The sequence below is a fragment of the Pedobacter sp. Leaf250 genome (assembly GCF_920984735.1).
Classification (GTDB): domain Bacteria; phylum Bacteroidota; class Bacteroidia; order Sphingobacteriales; family Sphingobacteriaceae; genus Pedobacter.
This window is the reverse complement of the sequence record NZ_CAKLBU010000002.1, coordinates 113,739-125,755: the sequence shown is the minus strand read 5'-3', so window position 1 is coordinate 125,755 and position 12,017 is coordinate 113,739. Positions and strand designations below refer to the sequence as shown.

Annotated in this window: 12 protein-coding genes and 1 other RNA gene; 9 read left to right on the top strand and 4 right to left on the bottom strand. The window is 35.4% G+C overall.

Annotation, left to right across the window (positions count from 1 at the left end):
• The first annotated feature begins 181 nt into the window (after positions 1–181).
• The 9 genes from LUA91_RS02455 (at position 182) to LUA91_RS02415 (ending at position 7,941) form a co-directional block, all read left to right on the top strand.
• A complete protein-coding gene (locus tag LUA91_RS02455; protein ID WP_231424363.1) occupies positions 182–553 on the top strand; it encodes a hypothetical protein in 372 nt (123 codons plus the stop codon).
• 212 nt (positions 554–765) lie between these two features.
• Positions 766–1,536 (top strand): MbnP family protein, encoded by a 771-nt coding sequence (locus LUA91_RS02450; protein WP_231424362.1) that lies wholly within the window; start codon positions 766–768, stop codon positions 1,534–1,536.
• 28 nt (positions 1,537–1,564) lie between these two features.
• Complete coding sequence (locus tag LUA91_RS02445) at positions 1,565–2,575, top strand: cytochrome-c peroxidase (protein ID WP_231424361.1); 1,011 nt, start codon at positions 1,565–1,567, stop codon at positions 2,573–2,575.
• Complete coding sequence (locus LUA91_RS02440) at positions 2,538–3,515, top strand: transporter (protein ID WP_231424360.1); 978 nt, start codon at positions 2,538–2,540, stop codon at positions 3,513–3,515. Before LUA91_RS02445 ends, LUA91_RS02440 begins: the two co-directional genes overlap by 38 nt.
• Before the next feature lie 3 nt (positions 3,516–3,518).
• Positions 3,519–3,974, top strand: coding sequence for a hypothetical protein (locus LUA91_RS02435; RefSeq protein ID WP_231424359.1), 456 nt, complete (start codon positions 3,519–3,521; stop codon positions 3,972–3,974).
• Positions 3,975–4,127: 153 nt separating this feature from the next.
• A complete protein-coding gene (locus LUA91_RS02430; protein ID WP_231424358.1) occupies positions 4,128–4,778 on the top strand; it encodes an SCO family protein in 651 nt (216 codons plus the stop codon).
• A 92-nt stretch (positions 4,779–4,870) separates the two neighbouring features.
• Positions 4,871–5,293 (top strand): cytochrome c, encoded by a 423-nt coding sequence (locus tag LUA91_RS02425; RefSeq protein ID WP_231424357.1) that lies wholly within the window; start codon positions 4,871–4,873, stop codon positions 5,291–5,293.
• Positions 5,294–5,352: 59 nt separating this feature from the next.
• Positions 5,353–5,730: RNase P RNA component class A (gene rnpB, locus LUA91_RS02420), an RNA gene on the top strand.
• A gap of 804 nt (positions 5,731–6,534) precedes the next feature.
• On the top strand, positions 6,535–7,941 hold the full coding sequence (locus LUA91_RS02415; protein ID WP_231424356.1) for a sigma-54 dependent transcriptional regulator: 1,407 nt from the start codon (positions 6,535–6,537) through the stop codon (positions 7,939–7,941).
• A gap of 96 nt (positions 7,942–8,037) precedes the next feature.
• On the opposite strand, the gene LUA91_RS02410 is transcribed toward LUA91_RS02415, so the two are convergent.
• From LUA91_RS02410 to LUA91_RS02395, 4 genes are all read right to left on the bottom strand, one after another.
• Positions 8,038–9,828 carry a chloride channel protein gene (locus LUA91_RS02410; protein WP_231424355.1) on the bottom strand — a complete coding sequence of 597 codons (1,791 nt, stop codon included), beginning with the start codon at positions 9,826–9,828 and terminating at the stop codon, positions 8,038–8,040.
• 26 nt (positions 9,829–9,854) lie between these two features.
• A complete protein-coding gene (locus tag LUA91_RS02405; RefSeq protein ID WP_231424354.1) occupies positions 9,855–10,577 on the bottom strand; it encodes an RluA family pseudouridine synthase in 723 nt (240 codons plus the stop codon).
• Positions 10,578–10,760: 183 nt separating this feature from the next.
• Complete coding sequence (locus tag LUA91_RS02400) at positions 10,761–11,192, bottom strand: phage tail protein (RefSeq protein WP_231424353.1); 432 nt, start codon at positions 11,190–11,192, stop codon at positions 10,761–10,763.
• Positions 11,193–11,298: 106 nt separating this feature from the next.
• The gene (locus LUA91_RS02395) at positions 11,299–11,988 is read right to left on the bottom strand and encodes a response regulator transcription factor (RefSeq protein WP_056870373.1); all 690 of its coding nucleotides are present in this window, start codon (positions 11,986–11,988) and stop codon (positions 11,299–11,301) included.
• Positions 11,989–12,017 lie beyond the last annotated feature (29 nt).

The window sequence follows — 12,017 nt, the reverse complement described above, 5'->3', positions numbered from 1 at the left end:
TACAAAATATTGCGTCAGGGGAAACTGATGGCTATAAATGAAATAGCAATTTGCTGACCTTTCTCGATTTTTCCTTTTTCAATCCTGTTCAGTATTTATGCCAGTTGATTTCAATCAATAGTTTAAAAAATGCTTTTTCTTTGCTGCAACCAATTTCTTTAATACTTTTGCAGCAGATAAAATGTTCAAAAAAATCCTGATATACCTTTTAGTGATTTGCTCGGTTTCAAATGGGGCGATGCAGTTAGTGGTTTATTCTGGTTACAAAATGAACAAAGAATACATTACCAGTGTGTTTTGTATCAACAAAGAACACCCCGAATTGCATTGTGACGGACAATGTTTTTTAGCTAAAAAATTGAAAGATTTAGATAGCAAAAATAAACAGGTTCAGGAAAATTTAAAACGAATTGTAGAAGCTGAACCGAAATTTCAGATTACTGCAATCAATCACCAAATCCCATATTTCATTATTAAATCAGAAAACGGTTATATCGAAAAGCCGGTTAAAGATCTTTCTGTTTCTATTTTTCATCCACCGAAAACGGTTTAAGTTAAATTTTTTTTTTACTGTTCGTCATCCTCAAATACCGATATAAAATCATTAGGTAACTTGGTTGGCATTTTACATGGACGGTCGTCACTCTGAACTTGATTCATAGCCTTTGTAGCAAGACGGCTTAGCATGAAAGATGCTGAAATAAATTCAGCATGACGACTGTATTAGAACACACTCAATTTTATTACTTATCCAAATTTTCAAAAATGAAAATATCACAATATTTACTGGCATTGTTATGCCCAATTATACTTTTATCATCATGCAAAAAAAGCGATGATGATATCACAGCAAATACGAAATCAAGCTTTACCATCGAATTTGAGCACCAGGTTAATGGTGCAGCTTTGGCTTTAAATACGAATACTTACAAAAATGCAAAAGGCGAAGATTTTAAAATTAACGTATTCAAATATTACGTAAGCAACATTAAATTAAGCAAGGCTGATGGATCAACTTATTTGATTCCTGAAAGTTATTTTTTAATTGATGAATCAAAAAGTGCTTCAAAATTGATTACTATAAATGATGTTCCAACAGGAGATTATACTAAAATTGAATACACCATTGGCGTAGATTATGCCCGCAATTTTGCAGGTGCGCAAACAGGTGCATTAGACCCAATTAATGGAATGTTCTGGACCTGGAACAGCGGTTACATTTTTGTGAAATTGGAAGGTAGCTCACCGAAATCCACAGCAACAAGCAATATGTTAACTTTTCATATTGGTGGAGTTGTCGACCCGAACAATACCATTAGAACCTTTTCTACCGAAATCAATGCTGCGAATCCTTTACGAATTAGGACCGACGCCAAACCCAATATGCACTTTATTGTAAATGCTGCTGCATTATTTACAGGTACAACCGATATCAGCTTTGCTTCCTTAAATTTTACAATGGGTGGCGCTAATTCGGTTTTGGTAGCTAACAATTATGCGAAAGGTTTATTTCGTTTAGACCATATTCATAATTAATATGTGGCGGAAATCAATCGTCTTTGCAATGCTTGTTCTGAGCATTGCATTGATGTATGCTTGCAGTAAAAATGAAGATGTAATTAATCCTGAAGAAACGAAAATAACTTTTTCGGTTCCATCAAATTTCCCATCGCCAGCATATCAATTCGAAGATAATCAACTAACAAATGCAGGTTTCGCATTGGGCAAAAAGTTGTTTTATGATGCTCGTTTATCGGCTGATAAAAGTGTTTCTTGTGGCAGCTGCCATCAGCAATTTGCAGCATTTGCAAACCTCGACCATAAGGTTAGCCACGGGGTTGATAATTGCCAAGGGAAAAGGAATGCCCCACCCCTTTTCAACTTGGCTTGGCAAAAGGCTTTCTTTTGGGATGGCGGTGTAAAAAACCTCGAAACATCCCCATTGAACGCCGTTACCGATGCTTGTGAAATGAGAACAGATATTGAAACCATTATTGCTTTTTTAAAAAGTACAGCTCCTTATCCTGAGTTATTTAAGCAGGCTTTTGGTTCTACTGATATCAATTCACAAAGGATTTTGAAATCGATGACGCAATTTACAGCTGTACTGGTTTCAGGAAATTCCAAATATGATAAGGTAATGCGTAAAGAGAGCGGTTATTCATTTTCATCAACAGAATTAGCAGGATATAACTTATTCAAAGAAAAATGTACATCATGTCATGCAGAGCCATTCTTTACTGATTTTTCATACAAAAGTAATGGCCTGGATTTGGTCAGTGCTGATGAGGGTCGATCGCACATTACAGGCCTGAGTACAGATTTTGGAATATTCCGAGTACCCACACTGCGCAACATCGAATATACTGGACCTTACATGCACGATGGCCGTTTTTACAATTTGGATGAAGTTTTAGAGCATTACAATTCAGGCGTTAAAGCAGCGACAAATTTAGATGCCAGATTGAAAAATGGCATCTCGCTCAACGAATCAGAAAAAGAACATATTAAGGCATTTTTAAAAACATTAACAGACAATGAATTTATCAAAAACACATTGTATAGCGAATCGTAAATTACTCATCGTGCTATTCGTTTTGGTGAACAGCAATGTTTTTGCATGTGATATTTGCGGCTGTTTTATGGGCATTACACCATATTATAATCGCAATAGCATCAGCTTATTATATCGCTATCGCTCATTTAATGGTTACGATGGTCAGCCACATTCGCTGTTTCCTAAAGGAGGAAAATTTTTTATCCCCGCCCGAAGTCAGAATTCACCGATAACTAGCCATGCAGGTAATCCTGATGATTATGAATTGTATCGTTCTATGGAGATCAGAGGAAAATACTTTATCAACAGCAGATTGGAAATCAATGCCATTCTTCCTTATGTATCAAATAGCGAGCGATATAATGGCTATACTTCATCCATTTCGGGGATTGGTGATGTTAATTTTTATGTAGGATATCATGTTGTCCAAAAATTGGAAGATAATTTTAAGCAACAACTCATTGCCGGCGTAGGATTAAAACTTCCGACAGGAAAAAACGACTTCAAAAATATTGAGGGAATTCGTTATTCATCGCTAATGCAAGGCGGAACAGGAAGCACTGATGGTTTTATTTACCTAAACTATATGGTTGGTTTAGGCAAATTTGGTGCAAATATAAACACCTCTTATAAAATTAATGGAACAAATAGCCGTGATGAGGGAATTGCAAACAGCACCACCAGTTTCCTTAATATTTTCTACACCCAAAGAATTGGTAAAGATGTACAAGTGATGCCATCAGCCCAGTTTTTCTATGAATATTCTGGAGGAGAAAAATACAAAGGCATAAAAACAGGCGAACACGTAATGAATAACTTGATGGGTGGTGTTGGTGCAGATATTTTCTATAAAAACATTGCGCTTAATGCTGGCATTCAGAAAAACATTTGGGAAGCAAAAACCGACCATCCCATGAGTGCAGGTAAAGTTTATGTTGGTTTAACCTATAATTTTTAAAAAATGAAAAATAAAATAACAGTAATTGCATCAGCGCTAATCTTGTTTTTTGGTGCCTGTAATACAGATCCTAAAGCGAACGATATTAAAAAAGAAGTTTTAAATATCCACGATAAATTAATGATGGATGGCGAAAAAGTGATTAAAAATAAAATGAAATTAGAATCTATTCTAAAATCTGATAAAATTAAATCTGCTAAAGATTCTCTAAGTTTAGCTGAATTAATCTTCAGATTAAACAAAGCCGATGAAAATATGATGGATTGGATGCATTTCTTTAAAGATGATTTTAAAGGTAAAACTGAACAAGAGGATTTAGATTACTACAAATCAGAAATGGTAAAAATCAGAGCAGTTGAAGATGGGTATATCAAGGTTACCGGAGAATCAGATTCTGTTTTAAAAGTTTATAATATTTTGCCAGCTGAAAAGATAGACACAATGCACCATAAACATTAGGTAATATATTTTCCTGCGGATTACGCAGATTAACATTAAAAATTAACAAAATCTATTTAATCCGTAGGAATCAAATTTAAACAAAACAATAAAATCTCTATAAATTGCCATCTGCAAAACAGAGGTTGTATATTTACACTTTAAGAAATCACCATGAATAAAATTATTTCTTCAATAGCATTTTGTTTGCTATTTATTACAATACTTTCATCTTGTCAGCAAGAAAAGAAACTGCCATTTTACGGCGAGCGCCATGCAGAAACTGTTAAAGATGCAGCTGGCGTTGAGAAGATTGATACCGTTTATCAAACCATCCCCAATTGGTCTTTTTTAAATCAGGATAGCATTGTTACCACTAATAAAGCAACCGACGGAAAAGTGTATGTGGCCGATTTTTTCTTTACATCTTGCACCACAATTTGCCCAACTATGCACCGCAATTTGATGACGGTTTACAATGAATTTAAAACCAATCCCGATGTAATGTTTGTATCTCATACCATCGATTTCAAGTACGACAGGCCATATGTTTTAAAAAAATATGCTCAAAAATTAGGTGTTGATGGGGCTAAATGGCAATTTCTTTATGGCAGTAAGGATAGCGTTTACACTTTAGCAGAGAAAAACTATTTAGTAGCAGTTGGCGAAGACAGCACAGCAAAAGATGGCTATATTCACCAAGGTTATTTGGTTTTAGTTGATAAGGATAGGCGGATCCGTGGTGCTTATGATGGAACCAAAGAAGACCAGGTAGAACAATTGAAAAAGGATATTCCTGTTTTATTAGCAGAATATAAAAAGTAAAATATTTAGCCACGGAAACACAGATTTACACGGAATAAATTTCTAATTTTCTGTGCTTTTAGTGTTTCCGTGGCAAATAAAATAAACCATCTATGCGCAAATACATCATCAATTCTATTTTTCTGCTTTCAATTGTTGCTATCATCGTTTCTTGTCAAAACCAGGAAACCATCGATTTACAGAATTATATGTCTAACGGTAAAGATATCTACAAAGCTAAATGTCAAAATTGTCATGGCGAAAATGGTGAAGGTTTGGGTCAGCTTGCACCTCCGTTAACCGATTCAGTTTTCCTTAAAACCAACAAAAACCGTTTAGCTTGCATTATTAAAAATGGAGCTAACGAAACTTTTACTATTCATGGCAAAGAATACAAAGAAAAAATGCCAGCATTTCCCGAATTAGCAGATATTGATGTGGCGCAAGTGATGGTTTTCGTTACCAATTCATTCGGGAACAAACAAGGATTTGTACCGTACACTCAAGTCTCTACTCAACTGCAAAATTGTAAATAACTGCAAAAATCTTAGTTTTCTTGATGTCTTTGTGGTCAAAAACAAGCATCTTTGCGCAAAATGCAGGTTGTTCTATCGCTGTCCCGATTTATTGGGAGAGAGGAAAGTCCGGGCAACGCAGGGCATCTCGCTTTCTAACGGAAAGGAATTCAAGAATGAAAACTTGAATTACGGATGAGTGCAACAGAAAATATACCACCCAACGCAAGTTGGGAAAGGGTGAAAACGTGTGGTAAGAGCGCACGAGCATTGCAGGCGACTGCAGTGGTTTGTAAACCCCGGGAGTTGAAAGACCAAATAGGCTAACGCATGTAGGGCTGCCCGTCCGATGTTAGTGGGTAGGTCGTTAGAGGTAAATGGCAACGTTTACAGTGGATTAATGATAGAAACCTTGAGCAATCGAGAAACAGAACCCGGCTTACAGACCTGCATTTTTTTATTTTTTTGAAAAGCGAAAACAGTAACTCTTCAGCTAATTCAGCCCTGCTTTCCATTACAATCTTTTTGCGTTTTTTTTATGCGTTATGGTCGTTGTTGCTAGTGGGAAGGAATTGGAAAACTATTAACTTTGTACAACAAAAAGTATTTTTATTTCAATCAGGTTTAAAAAACAAAACCTGTAGCATTGAACTTAAAAACCTACCCAAAGCCCTAATTAACTCGAACTTCCTTTTAATGTTTTGCCACGGAAACACAGAAAGCACGGAAAAGGGTTTGATTTTTCATAGTTATGCTATTATTTAAAATATTGAAATTGTTTCGTCTTCGTTATTTCGATTGGAGCGCAGCGAAATAGAGAAATCTTTTGAATCTAACAATATATGCCAAAGATCTCTCGGCTTCGCTCGAAATGACGATTTAATTTTATTAACAGTTTCCAGATGATGTTAGATGCAGAAAATTATGTAAAATAAACCTGATGGAAATGGCAGCCCCCGATTTAAACCGCTGTTTATTTTTTATCAGGTAAGTTTTGCTTTTGCACAGGTATATATCGGGGCTACAATGTACAGCAGGACTATTTCATCCGATGAAATTCTATCTAATTGTTTCTAAATAATTATAAACGCTCTCTCAAAAAAGAATAAACTAAAGGATGGATTTTCTATCCTATATTTTTGAGATAAAATTTAAAACCTTTTTATCGATTTCTCGTTTATAGCCTAAATCATTGTATAAAAAACTATACATTAATTTAAAAATAATATATTCGCATATCAATTAGAATAAACACATATTAAATGGCCAAACTACTAATTATTGATGATGAGCGGGCGATAAGAAGCACCCTTCGAGAAATCTTAGAATACGAAAACTACGATGTTGAAGATATCGATAATGGTATCGATGGCCTTGAAATGATTAAGAAAACCAATTTCGACTTGGTTCTTTGCGACATTAAGATGAATAAGATGGATGGTATGGAAGTGCTAGAACAGGCACAAATCATCAAACCAGATTTACCTTTCATCATGATTTCTGGTCACGGAACGGTTGAAACGGCCATTGAAGCCAGCAAAAAAGGTGCGTTCGATTTTATTTCAAAACCACCAGATTTAAACCGTTTATTAATTACTGTTCGTAATGGTTTAGACCGTGGAACTTTAGTTACTGAAACTAAAGTATTAAAGCGTAAGGCAAGTAAAACCCGCGAAATACTTGGCGAATCCGAAAGCATTTCCAAAATTAAAGAAACTATTGAGCGTGTAGCACCTACTGAGGCCCGTGTTTTAATTACAGGCGCAAATGGAAGCGGTAAAGAATTGGTAGCGCGTTGGTTACACGAAAAATCAAATCGTGCTGACAGCCCTTTAATTGAAGTAAATTGCGCTGCAATTCCATCAGAATTAATTGAAAGTGAATTGTTTGGCCATGAAAAGGGCTCATTTACTTCAGCTGTAAAACAACGCATTGGTAAATTCGAATTGGCTAACGGCGGAACTCTATTTTTAGATGAAATTGGCGACATGAGCCTTTCTGCACAAGCAAAAGTACTTCGTGCTTTACAAGAGCATAAAATTTCTAGAGTAGGTGGTGAAAAGGAAATCGAAGTTAATGTTCGTGTTTTGGCAGCGACCAATAAAGATCTGTTAAAAGAGATTGAGGATGGTAATTTCCGTATGGATTTGTACCACCGATTAAATGTAATAAATATTCACGTTCCGCATTTAACGGAACGAACTGATGATATTCCGGTAATTGCACAAAATTTTTTAGAGAGTATTTGCAATGATTACGGCATGCCGGTTAAAAAAATTAACGACAGTGGGATGGCAGCTTTACAAGCTTTGCCATGGACAGGTAATGTTCGTGAGTTACACAACATGATCGAACGATTAATTATTTTAAGTGATAAAGTAATTACTGAAAATGATGTTCGTGCTTTCGCTAATCCAGGTGGTGGAACAAACATTGGTGCTGCATCAAGCACACAAATAGCAGGCAATTCAGGAGGTTCGGGTATGTCATCTTCTTTCGATAGTTTTAATAATTTTCAGGATTATAAAGACCACGCAGAAAAAGAATTTATCAAATTTAAACTCGAGAAAAACAACTGGAATGTTTCCAAAACTGCTGATGAGATTGACATTCAAAGAAGTCATTTATACAGCAAGATTGAGAAGTTTGGGTTGAAGAGAGCAGAATAACATCAGTTGAAAAGTTAAAGATTATAAGGTTGAAATGTTCAGGGCTACCAAAACGTTTCAACCTTAAAACTTATCAATATTCCAACATTTTTAATTTTAACCCATATAATCGTTCTGCCTCATTAGCAAAGCCCTATATTTATTGAAGATGGCTGTTTTCGAAACAAAGCCCTTATAATGATTATCACTATCAATTACAGGTAAAATCCATGCATTTTCTTCTTCCATTTTTTCTAGAATCTGTTTTAGATCGTCGTTCTGATTAACGGTATTTGGCGCCTGCTGAAGCAAATAGGATGCAGTTAAAGAATCTTTATTATCGTTTTTCATTATCTCATTAAAAACTTCTTCCACATATATAATCCCTTTAAAATCACCCGATTCGTCGGTAACTGCGCAAATATTTTTATGAGATTGTACGATTTCGTTCATCTTCAATGAAATTAAATCATTCATATTTAGCGTTGGATAGTTTTTCTCAATCAAATACTTCAATTTCATTTGATTTAAAACCGTTGTATCCTTATCCTCATGAGATAGGAGTTCGCCTTTATCAGCCAATGCTTTTGTATAAATAGAATGCTTTTGCGAACTGCGGTTAACAGCATAGGATATGGCCGTTGTTATCATTAAAGGAACCATTAAAATATAGCCACCTGTAATTTCTGCAATTAAGAAAATGCCCGTTAAAGGTGCATGCATAATTGCGCCTAACGCGGCTGCCATACCTGCGACAATAAAATTTGACACATTTAAATGCGCAATTCCCGAAAGATTAACAACGTAAGCGAAAACAAAACCAATCAATCCGCCCATAATTAAACTTGGGGCAAAAGTTCCTCCATTTCCGCCAGCACCCAATGTAACCAATGTGGCTATTGATTTCATAAAAATAGTAACCACAGTAAAGAGAATAATTAACGCAGGAATGGTATTATAGTCAGAGAAAATGCTATTATTAATAACAGCCAAATAATCACCCCTTAGCAAACTTTTAATCGTGATGTATCCTTCGCCATACAGCGTTGGAAAGAGGAAAACCAAGGCTCCAAGCATTAAACCACCAATAATTACCTTCGTATATGGATGTTTGATTTTATAGAAAAAACCTTTTACCGCATAGTTGGCTTTTGTGAAATAAATCGAAAACAAACCAATTAGTATGGCCAAAATTACATAGTAAAATAAAGCGTTTATTTCCCAGCCCTCAGTAACTAGGAAGAACAATTGTTGCGTATAAAATAGCCTCGCTACCACTGCTGCAGTAGCAGCTGAAAGTAGCAAAGGAATAAATGCAGGAATGGTAAATTCAGGGAGTAATATTTCAATGGCGAATACTATTCCGGCAACAGGGCTATTAAATGCACCAGCGATTCCTGCAGCTGCGCCACAAGCCACTAACATGGTTATTTCCCGGTAGGATAAGCCCAAAATCCGGCCTAAGTTTGAGCCTATAGCCGAACCACTCGTTACAATTGGTGCTTCTAATCCTGTTGAACCACCAAAACCAACAGTAACAGCGGCAGTAATAATTTGTGAATAAATATTGTGGGCTTCTACCCTGCTAGATTTTTTAGAAATCGCATACAGCAAAGGCGTTAAACCTGTTTCGAATTTGCTTTTGCGGATAAAGTATTTGATGTATAAAACTGTAAGAAATATACCAATCATCGGGAATAGCAAATAGAGATAGTATTTGTATTTCCACTGCCAATCTGATTGAAGAAATTCTTCGATATGATGCGTTAAGCTTTTTAAAGCTGCTGCTGCCAAGCCTGCCAAAATACCAACAACAACTGCAAGTATTACTAAGAAATTACGGTTTGATATTTTTGATTTTCTGTATCGGTTAATCTTATCAAGGTAATTTACAAAGCGGATATACATGTTATTTTATTTCTGGTTATTCAAGTTTAAGCATCGAATTTGTCAAGCAGCTTAATTAAGGTTGCAAAATCTTTTGGATATGGCGCATCAATGATAATGTCTTGATCATCCATTCCTTTGAATACCAAATGACGGGCATGAAGTGCAAAACGTTTCATAATGGGTTGCTCTTCTTCGCCTTTGGTTAATTTATAGCCGCGTTTAATTGATGATAGAAAAACTGGTTTCCCTCTATACATTTCATCGCCCACAATCGCTGCACGTTGGGTAGCCAAGTGAATGCGAATTTGGTGCATACGGCCTGTAATTGGCTTACATTCTACCAAAGTGTAATGCTTATAATATTTTAAGGAATCAAAAATGGTTTCAGCTCTTTTTCCCTCTGCCCTATCAATGGTTACGTTTTTATTCCCGTCGTTTAGAATGGGTAAATCAACTAAAAGTTCATCGAAAATAACATGTCCATCAACCAGAGCATGATAAGTTTTATTTACTTTTCTACGTTCGAATTGCATAGATGCATGCCGATAAGCCTCTGGATTTTTTGCAATAATTAAAGCCCCAGAAGTTTCCTTATCCAAACGGTGGCAAACCTGTGCATCATCGCTATACTGCTTAGCTAAACGCAAAACATTGGTTTCGCCAGAACCACCTCTTTCATCAAGTGAGGCAAGAAATGGTGGTTTATTGATAACGATGAAATCGTTGTCTTCGAAAAGAATAAGATCTTTAAAATTTGGGTACTTCAAACTGTAGTGCTATTAATGAGCCGCAATAATACGGATTTATTTTAATTGCGATAAGAATTAGCTACATATAAAGCATATGATCATTGATAGTAGGTTTTAAAACGACTATTGTTGTAATGAGAGATGAAATTTTTTCGAAGAAAAAGAATAATTTTTTAGTTATATCCTCTAAACAATTACAAGCTATGGAGTGGTTACGGTTAAGCCCTCATGCGTTAATTCAAGCGTTTCAAATGCAATTTCACTATCATTTGAAATCAAAATTGGACCATTATATTTAACAGGAAAAGCATTTTTTACCATCCATATAAAAATGGGTTCGTGCTCTTCATTAAGTAATTTAATGGTGATATTCCTTCGTTCTATATTTCCAATACTTTTTGTGTTAATCCAGTTAAAAAAATCATTGTCGTTTTTAGCAATACCTCTTTTTAAAATAATATTTGAAAACTTTCTAAGACCAGGAATCTTTCTACCACTATCAACAGGATTTGAGCTATCTCTCGTGACAACAGCCTCTATTTCAATATCCAATCCTGATATTTCAGTAAAACCAATTCTACTTCCTCCCCAATCTGCTGTAAAATGGTATCGATTAATCGCGTTTTCGGACATAACACTCTATTTAATTACTTGAAATACAATATAATAACAAAATTCAAACAAACAAAAAAGCCAAAGATTAATAAATCTTTGGCCTAATATTTTAAATTTTAATTTATCAAGAAAGCTCAAACTTATAACCAACACCTTTTACAGTTGATACATAAGTTTCGCCTAACTTTTCGCGTAGTTTCCGAATGTGAACATCAATGGTTCTATTGGTAACTACAACAGAATCTTCCCATATATTTTTAAGGATTGATTCCCGGGTGTAAACTTTACCAGGTTTCGATGCCAAAAGATATAACAATTCAAATTCTTTTTTAGCCAAAACAACCTTGTTTCCGCCTTGAAAAACCAAATAAGCTTCACGGTCGATCACTAAATCACCGATTTCTAATTTATTTTCTGATACCTCTTCTGTACCAGAATTTCTTCTTAAAATAGCATTGATGCGACTAACCAAAGCACGTGGTTTAATCGGCTTTGCGATATAATCATCAGCACCTACATTAAAGCCAGCTATTTCAGAATATTCTTCGCTCCTTGCGGTTAAAAAGACCATGAACGTATTTTTGAATTCAGGAATGGCTCTCATTAAGCGACAAGCTTCAATTCCATCCATTTTCGGCATCATGATGTCGAGAATAATTAAATCGGGATGAACCTTCTTGGCAACTGTAATTCCCTCTTGTCCGTTAGATGCCGTAAAAACCTGATAACCCTCTTTTTTTAAGTTGTACTCAATCAACTCCAGAATATCTGGTTCATCATCAACAATTAATATTTTCTGACCTGCGTTATTCATAGTTAAATATTTGTTACGAAAGTACTGTC

Coding starts and splice junctions, on each gene's coding strand:
- LUA91_RS02425 (WP_231424357.1), top strand. CDS start 4,871: ATGCGCAAATACATCATCAATTCTATTTTTCTGCTTTCAATTGTTGCT.
- LUA91_RS02400 (WP_231424353.1), bottom strand. CDS start 11,192: ATGTCCGAAAACGCGATTAATCGATACCATTTTACAGCAGATTGGGGA.
- LUA91_RS02440 (WP_231424360.1), top strand. CDS start 2,538: ATGAATTTATCAAAAACACATTGTATAGCGAATCGTAAATTACTCATC.
- LUA91_RS02430 (WP_231424358.1), top strand. CDS start 4,128: ATGAATAAAATTATTTCTTCAATAGCATTTTGTTTGCTATTTATTACA.
- LUA91_RS02445 (WP_231424361.1), top strand. CDS start 1,565: ATGCTTGTTCTGAGCATTGCATTGATGTATGCTTGCAGTAAAAATGAA.
- LUA91_RS02415 (WP_231424356.1), top strand. CDS start 6,535: ATGGCCAAACTACTAATTATTGATGATGAGCGGGCGATAAGAAGCACC.
- LUA91_RS02395 (WP_056870373.1), bottom strand. CDS start 11,988: ATGAATAACGCAGGTCAGAAAATATTAATTGTTGATGATGAACCAGAT.
- LUA91_RS02455 (WP_231424363.1), top strand. CDS start 182: ATGTTCAAAAAAATCCTGATATACCTTTTAGTGATTTGCTCGGTTTCA.
- LUA91_RS02450 (WP_231424362.1), top strand. CDS start 766: ATGAAAATATCACAATATTTACTGGCATTGTTATGCCCAATTATACTT.
- LUA91_RS02435 (WP_231424359.1), top strand. CDS start 3,519: ATGAAAAATAAAATAACAGTAATTGCATCAGCGCTAATCTTGTTTTTT.
- LUA91_RS02410 (WP_231424355.1), bottom strand. CDS start 9,828: ATGTATATCCGCTTTGTAAATTACCTTGATAAGATTAACCGATACAGA.